10 protein-coding genes are annotated in these 16,784 nt (G+C 66.0%); 6 read left to right on the forward strand and 4 right to left on the reverse strand.

Features of this window, described 5'->3' with window-relative positions; genetic code table 11:
- Positions 1–238: 238 nt before the first annotated feature.
- Both DWF00_RS08220 and DWF00_RS08225 read left to right on the forward strand, forming a co-directional pair.
- Positions 239–1,144 (forward strand): AEC family transporter, encoded by a 906-nt coding sequence (locus DWF00_RS08220; protein ID WP_114827956.1) that lies wholly within the window; start codon positions 239–241, stop codon positions 1,142–1,144.
- Positions 1,145–1,290: 146 nt separating this feature from the next.
- Complete coding sequence (locus tag DWF00_RS08225) at positions 1,291–2,394, forward strand: alpha/beta hydrolase (RefSeq protein ID WP_114827132.1); 1,104 nt, start codon at positions 1,291–1,293, stop codon at positions 2,392–2,394.
- A 9-nt stretch (positions 2,395–2,403) separates the two neighbouring features.
- On the opposite strand, the gene DWF00_RS08230 is transcribed toward DWF00_RS08225, so the two are convergent.
- Together DWF00_RS08230 and DWF00_RS08235 are read right to left on the reverse strand one after the other, a co-directional pair.
- Positions 2,404–3,167, reverse strand: a protein-coding gene (locus DWF00_RS08230; protein ID WP_425453070.1) for an IS5 family transposase whose coding sequence is annotated in 2 segments (ribosomal slippage) — positions 2,404–2,835 and positions 2,838–3,167 — 762 coding nt in all. Because the reading frame shifts where the segments join, the coding sequence is not laid out codon by codon here.
- A 167-nt stretch (positions 3,168–3,334) separates the two neighbouring features.
- A complete protein-coding gene (locus DWF00_RS08235; RefSeq protein WP_181832448.1) occupies positions 3,335–3,655 on the reverse strand; it encodes a YjiS-like domain-containing protein in 321 nt (106 codons plus the stop codon).
- 490 nt (positions 3,656–4,145) lie between these two features.
- On the opposite strand from DWF00_RS08235, the gene DWF00_RS08240 reads away from it, so the two are divergent.
- From DWF00_RS08240 to DWF00_RS08255, 4 genes are all read left to right on the forward strand, one after another.
- Positions 4,146–5,936 (forward strand): type I secretion system permease/ATPase, encoded by a 1,791-nt coding sequence (locus DWF00_RS08240; RefSeq protein ID WP_245973794.1) that lies wholly within the window; start codon positions 4,146–4,148, stop codon positions 5,934–5,936.
- Positions 5,933–7,285, forward strand: coding sequence for an HlyD family type I secretion periplasmic adaptor subunit (locus DWF00_RS08245; protein WP_114827136.1), 1,353 nt, complete (start codon positions 5,933–5,935; stop codon positions 7,283–7,285). The genes DWF00_RS08240 and DWF00_RS08245 overlap by 4 nt, the downstream gene beginning before the upstream one ends.
- Positions 7,286–7,527: 242 nt before the next feature.
- A complete protein-coding gene (locus DWF00_RS08250; RefSeq protein ID WP_181832449.1) occupies positions 7,528–10,389 on the forward strand; it encodes a calcium-binding protein in 2,862 nt (953 codons plus the stop codon).
- An 84-nt stretch (positions 10,390–10,473) separates the two neighbouring features.
- Positions 10,474–13,032, forward strand: coding sequence for a calcium-binding protein (locus DWF00_RS08255; protein WP_114827138.1), 2,559 nt, complete (start codon positions 10,474–10,476; stop codon positions 13,030–13,032).
- A gap of 161 nt (positions 13,033–13,193) precedes the next feature.
- Here the strand turns inward: DWF00_RS08255 and DWF00_RS08260 are convergent, their stop codons facing one another.
- Both DWF00_RS08260 and DWF00_RS08270 read right to left on the reverse strand, forming a co-directional pair.
- Entirely contained in the window at positions 13,194–14,912 is a 1,719-nt protein-coding gene (locus DWF00_RS08260) for an AraC family transcriptional regulator (protein ID WP_114827139.1), read from the reverse strand.
- 631 nt (positions 14,913–15,543) lie between these two features.
- The gene (locus DWF00_RS08270; protein WP_114827957.1) at positions 15,544–16,719 is read right to left on the reverse strand and encodes an acyl-CoA dehydrogenase family protein; all 1,176 of its coding nucleotides are present in this window, start codon (positions 16,717–16,719) and stop codon (positions 15,544–15,546) included.
- Positions 16,720–16,784 lie beyond the last annotated feature (65 nt).

Below are 16,784 nucleotides of genomic sequence, written 5' to 3' on the forward strand. Positions count from 1 at the left end.
CTGACGGTGGGCGCCGACCTGATCGGCAACAACAACTGGGACGTCAAGCTGCAGTACAGCGCCGATCTCGGCAGCGGCTACCAGTCCCATACCGGCATGGCAAAGCTCAGCTACCGCTTCTGAGCGCAGACCTGGGACGGCATTCCGCGCTGCCCCGGGCGACAGGCGAACATAGGCGCGCGGCGGCACGGAAGAGTTCTGGCCCGCCGCTGGCGCGCTTATGTTTTGGGGGGACTGGGTGGAACAGATTGCGCTGATCTTCGTGTGCTTGGCCATCGGCGTCGTGCTGCGGTGGTCGGGACGCCTGCCCGAGAATGCCACCAAGGTCCTCGGCGGCTGGGTGATCAACGTGGCGCTGCCGGCCGCGGCCCTGCGCAGCGTGCATGGGCTGACCATGCAGCCCGACTGGTGGCTTGCGGCGGCTACCCCGTGGATCGGCGTAGCCTTCGCTATCGCGGTGCTCGTCCCGCTTTGCCGAGCGCTCGGATGGTCGCCCCGGCGGACCGGCGCACTGCTGCTCGTCGCCGGTTGGGGCAACACCTCCTTCGTGGGCCTGCCCATGATCGTAGCCTTCGCCGGCTCTCAATGGCTCGGGCTCGGCATCGTCATCGACCTCTTCGGATCCTATCTCGCCCTGTCGACGCTCGGTCTCGCCATCGCCAGCGTCGCGAGCGCGGGGCATTTCGACTGGCGGGCCGTCGCGAAGCGGATCGCGACCTTTCCGCCCTTCATTGCCATCCTCGTGGCCTTTGCCACCAATCACCTCGACCGTCCGGATTGGCTGACCCAGATCTTCGTCGCCTTGGCTGAGACGCTGACGCCCATCGCGTTGGCGGCGGTGGGCTACGCGCTACGGCTCGATCGCCTCTCGGGGCGCCTCGCGGCGCTCGGTGTCGGCCTGGGCTACCGGCTGGCGGCAGCACCGCTCGGCATCCTGTTGATGTACCTCGCGCTGGGACAGGCCGAAGACCCCGTCGCCAAGGTGGCCATGCTGGAGATGGCCATGCCGCCGATGCTCGGCGCCAGCATCATTGCCATGGATCACGATCTCGAGCCCGACCTCGTCGCGCTGATCATCGGAATTGGTGTGCCTCTGTCCATGCTGACGGCGTGGGGCTGGTGGACGCTGATCTCATATATCTGACCGAGGCGGCCTATGATGCAGTTCGCGATATCGGCCGAGAGCAAATCTAGGAGAGTCTATGATCGCGGTGACCCTGATCCTCGGGCTCGATATCCTGGCGCAACGGAAGGCGGTGCCGGCCGTCATCCCGGTGCGCGGAGACCGCCATGATCGAACCCGCACTCGCTAGGACTATCGAGAGCCGCCGCGGCCCGTCGCGGCGGCTGGTCGTCGCCGGCCCGCTGGCGCTTGCGCTGGCGGGACAGGCCAGAGCGGAAAGCGTTCCGGCCGCGCCGGTCCTCGCAGGGCGTCAGCTTCCCGCCCGCCTGTTGCCGGTCCCGAACACCGTCAGCCCGGCGCTCCAGGCCCATATCGCCGCGAGCTATCCGCCGGGCTGGGACGATATCCCGCAAACGCCAACCGCTTGGCGCGAGCTGGCCCAGAAAAGCGCCGCCGCGGTCGCGCCGCATCTGCCGGCGATCCGTCAGCGGCTGAACGTCAGCGTCGGGCCCGGCCGGATCGCCGGCGTCGATGTCTTCACGGTGACGCCGGCCGAGCTTCCGCCGGAGAACCGCGGCCGGCTCCTGCTGCATCTCCATGGCGGCGGCTTCGTGCTCTATCCCGGCGAGGCCGGCGCGGGCGAGGCGATGCTGATGGCTGGCTACGGCCGCTTCCGGGTCGTCTCGGTCGACTACCGCATGGCGCCGGACTTCCCCTTCCCCGCCGCTCTGGAGGATGCGACCGCAGTATGGCGGGCGCTGGCGCAGCAGCACGATCCGCGCCGCATGGCGGTCTTCGGCAGTTCCGCCGGCGGGGCCCTGACCCTGTCGCTGATCCTGCGTGCGAAGGCTGAAGGACTGCCGCTGCCGGCCGCGATCGCGCCTGGCACGCCTTGGGCCGATCTTGCTGCCAAGGGCGACACGATCGCAGCCAATGCCTTCGTCGACAACGTTCTGGTTTCGAATACGGGCTGGGCTGGCGTGGCCGCCACGCTCTATGCCGCCGGGCACGATCTGTCAGACCCGCTGCTCTCGCCCGTCAATGGCGATTTCAGCGGGTTTCCGCCCGCAATCCTGACGTCGGGAACCCGAGACCTTCTGCTCAGCGATACCGTGCGCATCCATCGCAGGCTGCGCCGGGCCGGTGTCGAGGCCGCGCTGCAGGTCTTCGAAGGCCAAAGTCATGCACAGTTCCTGGCGCCCTTCGTCCCCGAGACCGAAGAGGCCTTCAGCGAGATCGCCCGCTTCCTCGATCGCCATCTCGCGAACTAGGCTCGAGACTCAATTGGCCCACCCTGTAATGGCGGCAGCGATGCAGACGGCTGAGAGGAAGATGTCGGCGCGCTTGTCGTAGCGCGTTGCGATGCGCCGGAAGTCCTTGAGCCTGCAGAACATGCGCTCGATGAGATTGCGGGCACGATAGGCGTTGCGGTCGTAGGCGTGCGGGTTCTTGCGCGTCGGATTGGGCGGTATGACGGGTTCAGCGCCCCGTTCGACGAGCCAGTTGCGCAGGCTGGCGGCGTCGTAGGCTCGGTCCGCGAGCAACTTGCGACTGGGTTGGCGGATGGCGAGCAGGGCCCTGGCGCCGGCGAGGTCATGAGCGTTTCCTGGCGTCAGGACGAAGGCGACGGGGCGCCCGCAATCATCGCTCAGCGCGTGGATCTTGGTGGTCCGCCCGCCGCGCGAGGTGCCAATGGCATGATGATGAGCCCCCCTTTCGCGCCGGCCGCCGAGCGATGCGCCTTGATGTGGGTGGAATCAACCGCGCCGGTGAACACGCCGGTCGAACCGGTCAGGGCATAGAAGACCCGTTCCCACACACCCTGTCGGCTCCAGCGGTTCCAGCGATTGTAGATCGTGGTGGAGGGGCCGTAGACGGCCGGGCAGTCCTTCCAGCGGCCGCCCGAGCGCAGCATGTGCATGATGCCCGAGATCACGCGGCGATCATCGACACGCCGTGCTCCCCGTCGCCCCTGGGGCAGATGTGGCTCGATCGCCTCCCACTCCGCATCCGAAAGCCAGTACACTTCGCGTTTCTTCGCCATCCGAACACCTCCGGACAGCAAAGGAATCAGAACGCTCGAAGACCGGCAACATCAATTGGGTTTCGAGCCTAGACGAGCCCGCATGCGAAAGGCGACGCTCCATGGAGCGCCGCCTCACGTTCGATTCAATTGGCCGTCTCGATCCGGCGCGCGATCCGGCCCCGCCGCTAGCCATTCCGGCTCGGAGCCGCCAGCAGGCGGTGGCTGCGGCGCGCCGCAACGTCGCGGGCAAGCATCTCGGTCGGGTCTTCCGTCAGCGACAGGCCGCGCGCGCGGTAGATGTCGGCGGGGGTCAGCCCGATATCGCGCAACTGCGCGTGGTCCATCTCCGCGAGGCGGGCGAGGGCGCGGCGGTTGCTGATCGCCCGCAGCAGCCCAGCGATCCGTGCGGTCAGCGCCGAAGCTGCCTTGCCCGACCTGTCGAGAAAGCGCTCGGCGCCTGATTGAAAGTTCGTGGTGACCGATGCGGTGGTGTGAACAAGCGGCATGATGGCCTCCCTGTTTCGATGAGTGACCGGCTGCCGGGGATCGGCGGCCAGTCGCATCTCATGGAGGCGTTATGGGCGGGGCGAGCCTGGACGGCTTGCCGGATTTCTCAGGGATTGTTCGCGGTTTTTGCGATTCTGACGTTGCGCTTCTCGAAAAACGTCCCATTCGCGGCAGGGCCGGCCCATTCCGGACGGACTTGTCGGCGAGGTCCGCCGGATCGTCGCGGGCTCGAAAAGACGACGGGCCAAGGCACTGAATAATCGCATGCTCCGCCACGGAGCTCGGCAGGATTGCCAGCCCCGATCGCGCGACGCCGCCAGCCAAGCGAATTGCAAAAAACAATAAGCCGCATCGCAAAGGCCGGAGAGCCCGGACGGCTGCGATGTTGGAAAACAGCTCCTGAAACAAAGACCGGTCCGTGAGAGCCGGTGAGGGCGGCAAAGGCGGCTGGTCGCCATTGCAGTCGTGAAACATCGATCAGCTTCGGGGATGCACATCATGAAGGCTAAAGCCCCTCTGCAAAAGTCCGGTCCAGAAGCAGCCGGCGAGCTTTCGAACATCATGAAGACGTTCCGGGGCGCCTTTGCCGGCGTGGGCCTGTTCAGCGGGGTGAGCAACATCCTGATGCTGACTGGCCCATTCTTCATGCTCGAGATTTACGACCGCGTGCTGCCCAGCCGCAGCGTGCCGACCCTGGTGCTGCTCGCCGTCTTCGTGGCCGTGCTCTATGCGGCGCAGGGCGTCATCGAGTGGATCCGGGGCCGTGTTCTGGCGCGCATCGGCGTTGGTCTCGACGAGGCGCTGAGCCGGCGCGTGCACCAGATCCTGGTGCGTCTGTCGCTGCGGCGCGGCTCCGGCGAGGGCATGGAGCCGGTCCGGGACGTCGATGCGATCCGCTCGTTCCTGTCCGGTCTCGGGCCGACGGCGCTGTTCGATCTGCCTTGGATCCCGCTCTATATCGGCATCGTCTTCCTCTTCCATTGGATGCTGGGCGTGACCGCGCTGGGCGGCGCGTTGCTGCTCGTCGCGCTGACGCTGGTTGCCGAGAACCGCACCTGGGACCCCATGGTCAAAGCCGCCAGGAGCGCGGATATCCGTGCCTCGCAGGCCGCCGCCAGCCGCCGCAATGCCGAAGTGCTGACCGCCATGGGTTTTGGCGGTCGCATGGCCGAGCGTTGGGACAGCAACAACCGCGACTTCGTCGCCAGCCAACTCGCGGTCAGCGACATTGCCGGCGGCTTCGGCAATCTCACCAAGGTGCTGCGCTTCATGCTGCAATCCGCCGTACTCGGCATCGGCGCATGGTTGGTGATCCGGCAAGAGGTGACGGCCGGCGTGATCATCGCGGCCTCGATCCTCACCGCCCGGGCGCTCGCGCCGGTCGATCTCGCCATCGCCCATTGGAAGAGCTTCGTGGCGGCGCGTCAGGGCTGGAGCCGGCTCGAAAAACTGCTCTCCGCACTCCCTGAGGCTGGCGGACGAACCGAGCTGCCGGCTCCCGCCACCAGTCTTTCGGTGGAGAACATGAGCGTGATGACGCCGACGGACAGCCGCTTGATCCTCCACAACGTGAGCTTCTCGCTGCAGGCGGGCCAGGGTCTTGGCGTCATCGGCCCCAGCGCCTCGGGCAAGTCCTCGCTGGCGCGTGCCCTCGTCGGCGTCTGGCCGGCGGTCCGCGGTGACGTTCGCCTGGATGGCGCGGCGCTCGAGCAATGGTCGGACGACGCCCGCGGCCGGCATGTCGGCTACCTGCCGCAGGACGTGGAGCTCTTCGATGGAACCGTCGCCGAGAACATTGCCCGCTTCGAGGCGAATGCGCCGGCCGATGCGATCATTGCCGCGGCACGCACGGCCGGCGTCCACGATCTCATCGTCAATTTGCGCGACGGCTACGAGACCCGGCTTGGCGAGAACGGCGCGGCGCTGTCGGCCGGCCAGCAGCAACGCATCGCGCTTGCCCGCGCACTCTATCGCGATCCGTTCCTGGTGGTGCTGGACGAGCCCAACTCCAATCTCGACGCTGAAGGCGAAGCGGCCCTCACCGACGCGATAGGCGCAGTCAGGGCACGCAACGGCATCGTGGTGGTGATCGCCCACAGGCCGAGCGCGCTTGCCGCGACCGACACGATCCTCGTCATGCGGCAGGGCCGCGTGGAGAAAATCGCCCCCAAGGACGAGGTCATGCGGACGCTGGTGCGCGTTGCAAACGCCGGTGCACTGGCCGCGCCTGGCGTCACGCCAAAGGCCGAACGGCAGGGACAATCAGGAGAGGCAAGATGACCGTGCAGAACGATGGATTGCGGAACGATGGAGTGAACGAGCCGCAGGTCAAGACCGCCGCAGGCCTTGCGATATCGCGGCACCTGAAAGCCGGCGTGGGCCTCGTCGCGCTGCTGGTCTTCGGCGTGGGCGGTTGGGCGGCGAATGCCGATATTGCCGGCGCGGTGATCGCACCTGGGGTGCTGGTGGTCGATTCCAACGTCAAGAAGGTGCAGCACCCGACCGGCGGCGTCGTCGGCGAACTCTGGGTCCGCAACGGTGACCGGGTCGAAGCGGGCAAGGTCCTGCTCCGGCTGGAAGACACGGTCACGCGTGCCAACCTCGCCATGATCACCGGCGAGCTGGATGGGCTGTTTGCCCGCAAGGCAAAGCTCGAGGCCGAGCGGGACGGCGCCGCGACCGTCGCCGTGCCCGCGGAACTCTCGGGGCGGCTTCACGAAGCCGAAGTCCGACGCGCCATCGACGGTGAGCGGCGCTTGTTCGAAATGCGCCTTGCCGCGCGTGAAGGACAGAAGGCGCAGCTCACCCAGCGGATAGCGCAGCTCAAGCAGGAGATCGAAGGAAACCTCGTTCAGGAGAGCGCCAACGCCAAGGAATTGGCCCTGGCGCTTGAGGAGTTCGAGAGCACGCGCGCGCTCTGGGAGCAGAAGCTGATGCCGATCGCGCGCTATACGGAGCTGCAGCGCCAGCTGGCGCGACTCGAGGGAGCCAAGGGGCAACTGGCTGCGGCGACGGCCCGGTTGAACGGGCAGACCTCCGAGATCGGGCTGCAGATCAATCAGATCGATCATGACCTCGCAAGCGAGGTCAGTCGAGAACTGCGGGTAGCAGATGGCCGGATCGGCGAGCTGCGCGAGCGCCGAATCGCGGCTGAGGATACTCTTCAACGCATCGACGTCCGGGCGCCGCAATCGGGCACGGTACACGAATCGACTGTGCACACGGTCGGCGAGGTCATCAGTCCCATGGGCCAGCCGATCATGCTGATCGTGCCGGACGCCGACAGCTTGACGGCACAGGTTCAGGTGCAGCCGCAGGACATCGACCAGATCAGGGAAGGTGAGACGGCGATTCTGCGCTTCTCGGCCTTCAGCCAGCGCTCAACGCCGGAAGTCTCCGGCACGGTGAGCCAGATCTCCGCGAATGTCAGTCGCGATCCGGCTACCGGCCAGGATTTCTACACGGTCCGGATCAAGGTCCCCGATTCCGAAATCAAACGCCTCGGAGAGATACGGCTCGTCCCGGGCATGCCGGTCGAGGCTTTCATGCAGACCGGTGAACGCACCGTTCTCTCCTACATCGCCAAGCCCATCGCCGATCAGGTCGAGCGGGCGTTCAGAGAGCACTGAAGGCGGGTGTCCAAGACGGTGCCGATCCCCGCGGCAGCATCGTTGCGGTCGGATCGCGCCAAAAGCTTCGTGAAGAAGATGCGGACGGCCAGATCGTACGAACGATCCGGTTGCTCGTAGTAGCGGTAAAAGCAATCAGAGAGAGAAATGTCATGCAACTCGGCAGAAGTTTAAAAGTACTTTTGAAGCTGATCCAAAATTCTGGCCTCAAATCCGTCAAGGACAGTGGCGGGATCATCAAGATGTTCGGTGATTTGAGAAAATTGGGCGACGACTACGTCGACCGATATCTCGACGATACGATCTCTGCGCTGAAGCGGGCATCCGATTCTAACCCATATTTCAACAAGCCGTTGATTCTGAACAGTTTTCTTCTCCATCTCGGCCGCGCCGCGTCAGCGCCGCCGCTGACCCTGGCCGAGAAGGCGGTCGTGATGTTGATCGGCGGGGGCGTGCTTGGCGGGGTCGGAGCCGGCGGCTACTCGATTTACGATCTGATCAACGCCCAGGTCAACGGGAAGGACGAGCCGGCCCCCGAAAGTGCCGCCGCCTCCGCTGCGGAGGACCGTCCGGATTGGTCCAAGGACGAGGAGGCGTCGGCGGCGGCGACGAAGGATCTGTCGGGCTACAGCAAGTCGACAGCGGGGCAGGCCATGTTCATCGACGCCATCGTCGGCGGCGGCGACCAGCGCATCAACTACGGCTTGGTCGGTGAGGAGGCCAAGCACAAGTCCGGCGTGAACCTGACGGGCATCGCGCATATCCTCGGCACGGACAATGGCGACCGCATCGTCGCCTCGCACGATGCCGACCAGGACAACGTGTTCCTCGGCCAGGGCGGCGACGATCGCCTGGAGGGCGGTCGCGGCCAGGACCTGCTCGACGGCGGCGACGGCAATGACTGGGTCGACGGCGGCGCCGACAACGACATGCTGTTCGGCGGCGACGGCAACGACGTGCTGCTGGGCGGGGACGGCAACGACGCCCTGTCGGGCGGCGCCGGCGCGGACCTGCTCCATGGTGGCGCAGGCGACGACACGGCCGACTACTCCGGCTCGTCCTCCGGCGTGCGCATCGATCTCGGGTCGGGCAAGGGCGATGGCGGCGACGCCAGCGGCGACGAGCTCGTCGACATCGAGCATGTCGTTGGTTCGGCCCATGACGACGTCATCACGGCCAAGGACGACGACACCGTCAACCTGTTCATCGGCGGCGCCGGCAACGACAGGCTCGACGGCCGCGGCGGCCACGACATGCTACAGGGCGAAGCCGGCGACGACACGCTGCTCGGCGGCTCGGGCGACGACATGCTCGACGGCGGCTACGACAACGACATCCTCTACGGCGAGGCGGGCGAGGACCTGCTGATCGGCGGCCTCGGCAACGACCAGCTCTATGGCGGGTCCGGCGACGATGCGCTGCATGGCGGGCGCGGCGCCGACCGTCTCGACGGTGGCGACGGCGACGACCTAGCAATCTACAGCGACAGCGCCGAGGGCATCAGCATCGATCTCGACAGCAGCGTCGGCCATGGCGGCGACGCCGAGGGCGACATCCTGATCGGCATCGAGCATGTGATGGGCACGCAGCATGACGACATGCTGCTCGGCAGTGCCGCCGGCAACGTGCTGCTGGGCGGGCTCGGCAACGACGTGCTCCACGGCCGCGGCGGCGACGACCTCCTGGCCGGCGGCGCCGGCGCCGACCATCTCGACGGCGGCGACGGCAACGATACGGCCGTCTACTCCGACTCCGCCGCCGGCGTCACGATCGACCTCGCCTACAGCACGGCATGGGGCGGCGAGGCCGACGGCGACGTGCTGGTCTCGATCGAGAACCTGATCGGCTCGGTCCATGCCGACGCGTTGCTCGGCAGCCATGGCGCCAACAGGCTCTCCGGCGGGCGCGGCGACGACGTCCTGCACGGCCGCGGTGGCGACGACCTGCTGGAGGGCGGCGCGGGTGCCGACGTCATCGACGGCGGCGACGGCCAGGACACGGTCAGCTACGCCAACTCCGACGCCGGGGTGGACATCCACCTGGTGACCGGCCGGGCGCTCGGCGGGCACGCCCATGGCGACACGCTGATCAGCGTCGAGCATGCCATCGGCAGCGCCTACAACGACACGATCAGCGCCTATGGCAGTACGGCTGACACGACGCTGTCGGGCGGCGCCGGCAACGACCAGCTGACCGGCGGCTCGGGCAACGACACGCTGATCGGCGGCTCCGGCTCCGACCGGCTGAGCGGCGGCGCCGGCATCGACACGGCCGACTACAGCGCCTCCAGCGCCGGCGTGCAGGTCAACCTCGACACCGGCTACGGCTTCGAGGGCGACGCCGAGGGCGACTGGCTGATCGAGGTGGAGAACCTCGTCGGCAGCGCGCATGGCGACGTGCTGATGGGCGATGCCAACGCCAACCGGCTCGACGGCGGCGGCGGCGACGACCGCCTCGACGGCGGTGCCGGAGGAGACCAGATCAATGGTGGCGAGGGTAGCGACACCGTCGACTACAGCCGCTCCAACGCGGCCGTCCGCGTCGATCTCAACGCCGGCACGGCCTCCGGCGGCCATGCCGAGGGCGATACGCTGAGCGGGGTCGAGAACCTGATCGGCAGCAACAGCCATGACGTTGCCTACGGCAGCGACGGCGCCAACCGCATGGAAGGCCTCGCCGGCAACGACGAGTTCTACGGGCATGGCGGCGACGACGTGCTCGAGGGCGGCGCGGGCGCCGACTATCTCGACGGCGGCGCCGGCAACGACGTGCTGGCCGGCGGCGACAGCGACGACCGCCTCATCGGCGGCTCCGGCAACGACCGTATCGAAGGCGGCAGCGGCTGGGACCAGCTATGGGGCGGCGAGGGCGCCGACAGCTTCGTCTTCGCCGGCGCCTGGGGCGACGACGTCATCCACGACTTCGCCGACGAGGACGTCATCGCTCTCGACGCCGCCGCCTACGGCCAGCTCGACGCCGTGCTCGCCAATGCCGTGCAGAGCGGCGCCAACCTCCTGCTCGACTTCGGCAACGGCGCGACCATCACCATCGCCAACGCCAGCCGGGACTCCATCACCACAGACGACTTCGCCCGCGCCGCGTAACCGCGCCAAGGCCCCGTCGACAAGCAAGCCGCACGGGGCCTAGCGACCCATTATCCGCGCACGTTCAACACTAGGGGAAAAACAATGAACATCGGTAAATCACTCAGCGTCCTGCTGAAGATCATATCCAATGCCGGCTTCAAGACCGTCAAGGATGTCGGCATGAAAGTCGTCTTTTCCAATTTGAGGAAGATGACCGACGATTTCGTCGAGCGAGGTCTGGACGATCTCATCAACGGATTGAAGATTGCAGCGAGCCGAGGCAGCGACTCCGTCACCAAGGGTGCGCTCATCAAGGATTTCATGAAAATGGCGAGCGGCGGGGCGACCACGCCGCTGACGATCGCCGAGATGGCCATCGTAGGTGTGGTTGGCGCAGGCATGCTCGGGGGTGTCGGAGCCGGCGGCTACTCGATCTATGATCTGATCAACGCCCAGGTCAACGGCAAGGACGAGCCGGACGCCGAAGGTGCCGCCGCCCCGGCTCAGGCCGCCCAGGACGACCGTCCGGATTGGTCCAAGGACGAGGAGGCGTCGGCGGCCGCGACCAAGGACCTGTCGGGTTACAGCAAGTCGACGGCGGGCCAGGCCATGTTCATCGACGCCATCGTCGGCGGCAGCGACCAGCGCGTCAACTACGGCCTGGTCGGCGAGGACGCCAAGCACAAGTCCGGCGCCAACCTGGCGGGGATCGCCCATATCATCGGCACCGACAATGGCGACCGCATCGTCGCCTCGCACGATGCCGACCAGGACAACGTATTCCTCGGCCAAGGCGGTGACGATCGCCTGGAAGGCGGTCGCGGCCAGGACCTGCTCGACGGCGGCGACGGCAATGACTGGATCGAGGGCGGCGCCGACAACGACATGCTGCTCGGCGGTGACGGCAACGACGTGCTGCTGGGCGGTGACGGTGACGACGCCCTCTCGGGCGGGGTCGGCGCGGACCTGCTCCATGGTGGCGCAGGCGACGACACGGCCGATTATTCCGGCTCGTCTTCCGGCGTGCGCATCGACCTCGGGCTGGGCAAGGGTGATGGCGGCGACGCCAGCGGCGACGAGCTGATCGATATCGAGCACGTTCTCGGCTCGGCTCATGACGACACGATCATCGCTAAGGATGACGACACCCTCAATCTGTTCATCGGCGGCGCCGGCAACGACACGCTCGACGGCCGCGGCGGTAACGACATGTTGCAGGGCGAAGCCGGCGATGACACGCTGCTCGGCGGCTCGGGCGACGACATGCTCGACGGTGGCTATGACAACGACATCCTCTACGGCGAGGCGGGCGAGGACCTGCTGGTCGGCGGCCTCGGCAACGACCAACTGTATGGCGGTTCCGGTGGCGATACATTGCATGGCGGCCGTGGTGCGGACCTGCTCGACGGCGGCGATGGCGACGACCTCGCACTCTATAGCGACGGGGCCGAGGGCATCAGCATCGACCTCGAAAGCGGCGTAGGCCGTGGCGGCGATGCTGAGGGCGATACCCTGATCGGCATCGAGCACGTGATCGGCACGCAGCGTGATGACATGCTGCTCGGCAATGCCGCAGGTAATATGCTGCTGGGCGGGCTCGGCAACGACGTGATCCACGGCCGCGCCGGCGACGACCTGCTGATCGGCGGCATCGGCTCCGACCATCTCGACGGCGGCGACGGCAACGATACGGCCGTCTACTCCGACTCTGCCGCCGGCGTCGTCATCGACCTCGCCAACGGCACGGCGTCGGGCGGCGAGGCCAACGGCGACGTGCTGGTCTCGATCGAGAACCTGATCGGCTCGGCCCATGCCGACGCGTTGCTCGGCAGCAATGGCGCCAACAGGCTCTCCGGCGGGCGCGGCGACGACGTCCTGCACGGCCGCGGTGGCGACGACCTGCTGGAGGGCGGCGCGGGGGCCGACGTCATCGACGGCGGCGACGGCCAGGACACGGTCAGCTACGCCAACTCCGACGCCGGGGTGGACATCCACCTGGTGACCGGCCGGGCGCTGGGCGGACACGCCCATGGCGACACGCTGATCGGCATCGAGCGTGCCATCGGCAGCGCCTACAACGACACGATCAGCGCCTATGGCAGCACCGCCGACACGACGCTGTCGGGCGGCGCCGGCACCGACCAGCTGACCGGCGGCTCGGGCAACGACACGCTGATCGGCGGCTCCGGCTCCGATCGGCTGAGCGGCGGCGCCGGCATCGACACGGCCGATTACAGCCAGTCGGGCACCGGCATCCAGGTCAGCCTGAACTCCGGCTACGGCTTCGAGGGCGACGCCCAGGGCGACTGGCTGATCGAGGTGGAGAACCTCGTCGGCAGCGCGCATGACGACGTGCTGATGGGCGATGCCAAGGCCAACCGGCTCGACGGCGGCGCCGGATCGGACGAGATCTGGGGCGGAGCGGGTGCAGACAGCTTCGTCTTCGCCGGCGCCTGGGGCAGCGACGTCGTCCACGACTTCACCGACGAGGACGTCATAGACCTCGACGCCGGCGCCTATGCCCAGCTCGACGCCGTGCTCGCCAATGCCGTGCAGAGCGGCAACAACCTGCTGCTCGACTTCGGCAATGGCTCGACCATCACCATCGTCAATGCCAGCCGGGACACCATCACGACAGACGACTTCGCCCGCGCCGCGTAATGTGCCGGCTCCGTCGGCGATCCCCTTCCGGGCGGTCGCCGGCGGTTCCATCAGCTGCCTGCTGCCAATTGGCAGCAGGCAAACTCGACGACGGTGACCAAGCCGCCATTTCTCGTGAAGAGGTTGGCTCAGTCTGGAATGTCGGCGGTGAAGAGAGAAGGTCAGGGCTTTCTTTCGAAGCCCCGCGAAGTCAGATTCACCAGCGCCATGTCCAGGCCGAAGATTTGCCTGGCGGTGATAGACGTAGCTTCCGCGAACTGGTCGACGGCACGCGGGTCACCACGGGCGCGAACAGCTTCCAGCGTGTAATAAAGCGCTACAAAGTGACAAATCGCCGCCGTATGGGCCTCTTGCGCAATGTTTTCAGTCGGTTTGGGCCGTAGCGAGTCAAGCGCATAGGCAATCTGCCGGGAAAGCGCCTTGATCGATTCAACAGCGGGGTCCCCGGCCTTGTGGGTGGCTGTCCATAAAATGGCGGCAATGGCCGTCAGTGAGTCTGCCAGCCTTTGGGGCGACAAACCGAAATCTCCCAGCAATCCCGCGAACGTGCCCGCGAAATCGTGTCGTTCGATCATCGCATCGAATTCCTCCGCGGAACTGGAGTCATTCTTCGCAAGGCTGGCAACGAAGCTGCTCCGTTCGCCGTCGGGTACGCTGGCGTCCAGGGCAATTTCGGAGAGGGCGTCGAATGCCGGTATCCCGTGCTCCGCCGAGAGGACTCTTTCCAGAAAGACCGGGCCCAGCGGGGCGTGGATTGCCGGGCTGACGATGGGCGCCAGCCTGGCCCACCGCAGACGGCTGCTGACGACGACCGGCTGCGGCAGGCTGTAGGCTTCCCGGGATGGAAGCTGAGAGAACTCGTTGGGCTCCCTCAGTTCCTGGCTGTGCTTCACCCATGCGCTCGGCACGCACCCCATCAGATCGACGAAGACGTGATGAAAGCTGGCGTAGCTTCCGAAGCCGGCGTCGAGGGCCGTCTTCAGCAAATTGGCGCCGGGACGATAGCCCTCCAGGAATCGGTCAAGCCTGATCCGGTTGCGCCAATCCATGAAGCTGTGGCCGGTATTGTCGACGAGCAGCCGGCTGAGATACGGCGCGCCAATTCCGGCTGCGTCTGCAAGCTTGGAGAGCGATGGCATGCCGCCGCTTTCGCGCAGCAGGAGCAGCGCTCGGGACACGGCCGGATGCATAGGCCGCTCGGCCGCTGGCGGCTTGTCCCTGCTCGCCCGCCAGGCGCGCTTGAAGGCGTATTGAATTCCAGCATTGTAAACGGCTGGCTCATCGGAATCCTGTGCCACCTGACTGAGCAGTCGGTCGAGATCGACAAGCTCTTCGCCAGCGAGGACGCGAGAGGGCTGTTCCGTAATCTCGGCAAGACTCTCCGGATCGAGCAGATCGGCTCTGCCCAGGACAACCCACATCTCCAATGTGGACGAGCGGTTGAGTCGATGTTGCCGCCCAGGCGGCATCCATATCAGTGTTCCAGGCCTCAGTTCATAGACTTGGTTGCTCAATGTCAGTGCGCCAGCGCCTCGAACGACCAAGTCGAACTCGAGGCTGGCGTGATGGTGGTCGATTTGGAGCTTCGAAGCCGGCGCGGTTCGGCGCACGTAGCCGTCGGGGCGCCCCTGAATTAGTCGGGTCTCGTCGGTAATGTCGGCAACCTCAACCAGAATTGCAGAACACGGTAGGCTCCGGTGCAACGGGGGGCAAGCGCAAAAGATTTGAAGGTCACAACAACAGTATTGACGCCAAGTCGAACGCGGGTTCCTGTCCGCATAGAAGCGTAACGGCCCGCCGTCGTTCGAAGTCGCAGAAAATCCTGCCGCAGCGGTGATTCGGCGCCCCCCGACGTAGTCGATTCCTATTCTGGCCAACATTCATGCGGCGGCGACGCGAACCGACCGCCTTGCTGCCGGGCAGACGGTCGTCAGTGCAGCTCAATAACCCGAGGGCGCAGGGCGGCGACCTCAATCTATGTCCTAGCCGTCTGAAAGGCGGCCGGACGGCTAGGCAGCGCCACGGCGCCGCCCTAGTCGACCGACGAGACGTTGGCGGGGGCCCGAGCCCTCGTCAGCGCCGGAATCACCTTCGCATTTGGATGGCGATCAGCCAGAGCGAGGCGATGATGGTCCTCCGGAGATCAGATCGCTCCCGGCCTTGTCCAGGGCGAGAACGGGGACATACGATAGCAGGTTGATCTCGGCGAAATCGTCGGTGTTCAAGGTCGACCTAGCGCTCGCGACGCTCGCGATTGGCGGGATCGTTTCGATGGAAAAAGTCGCTGTGACCGATCAAGATCGGGAGCGGACTTCGCCCTGAGTAATAGATGTAGCGCATCGGCTAATCGTCTCCCTCGCGCCAAGTGCGGAACTTCGGAGCTTGCCGACAAGCCGACATTGGTCATTGCATCTAGCGGCGGCCCCCGCACTGAGCGGAAGCTGCTTCCGCTCAGTGCGTTTGATCTGGTGCGGTGTGGTATTGAGGGTGCCGTCTTCGGCGTCTGATCCGTCAGAAAATCGCCTCTGTCCGCAGGCCTAGCGCCATCGCACCGGCGTAGCGAGACTGAGGACCGGCCTGGAGAGGGTGAAAGCGTGCGCCCTGAATGTCACGAAACAGGCGTTCCAGTCCTGTCTCACGGTAAAACGACGCACCGCCCGCCAGCTCCATGGCCAGGTCGACGGTTGCTATCGCATGCCGGGCGACAAGAGTGCGCCCTATCATGACTTCGTTCACCGTCTCGGCGGACGGGGCGTTGCGCGCGACCATGTCGAGCATCCAGCGATGCGCCAGCTGCGCGGCGCGCAATTCGGTTTCCATGCGGCCAGCGAGCGATTGGTCCGGTGCTGGCTTCTTCTTCGCGATCTCGACAGCGATATCGCGGGCGCTTTCTGCAACTCCGAGATAGACGGCGTAGATCAGCGGGAAGGCAATCGTCGCGATCGTCTGGAAAACCGGATGCCACTCGCCGGCCTTGCGCGAAAAAGCGACGTTCGCGTCGGGAATGAAGAGGTTGTCGATCACGACGTCGTTCGAGGCAGTGCCGCGCATACCAAGCGTGCGCCAGGTGTTCTCGATGCGCACAGCCGCGGACTTCATCGGCACGCCGAAATGAATGACCGAGCGACTGCCGTCTTCCCCCTCGTGGATCGCGCCGGTCATGAGAATGTCGCCGGCCTCGGCGCCGGAGGTGAATACCTTCCGGGCCGTGATCCGATAGCCGTCGGCGACTTTCACAGCCTTCCCCGAGCCGCCGATCCAGTCCGAGCCACCTGACGAGAGAAGGATGATTTTCTCATCCGCGACCCTCTTCAAGAGAGGTTCGACGGCGGCCACCTTCTGGTGACGCCAGCGCCAGGCAGGAATGGCGACCTGATGCGTGTGCATGGAAAAGGCGAGTGCGGTGGAACCGCATGCACGCCCGAGCACGCGCAGCATCTCGGCGAGCTCGGATATTTCGGCGCCGCCACCGCCGAGTTCCCGAGGGACGCCTGCCTCCACCAGGCCAGCCTTCTTCAGAAGGGTGTAGTTCTCGCCGACGAAACTGTCGTTCTGGTCGATTTCGGCAGCGCGTTCGGCGAGTTTTCGCGAAAGATGGTGCGCAATTTCCACGATACCGCCGGCGCAATCGCCGGTGTTTTCGACAGCTGAGGTGGCTGGAGCTTTCGAAGCGACGTTCGTCGGCATGGCGTCCTCCATTTCCTGTGAGGCTGAAGGATCGGAGCTGAAGTCGTGAGGGTCCAGTTCAGCAA

The sequence above is a fragment of the Allobosea caraganae genome, assembly GCF_003351345.1.
Classification (GTDB): domain Bacteria; phylum Pseudomonadota; class Alphaproteobacteria; order Rhizobiales; family Beijerinckiaceae; genus Allobosea; species Allobosea caraganae.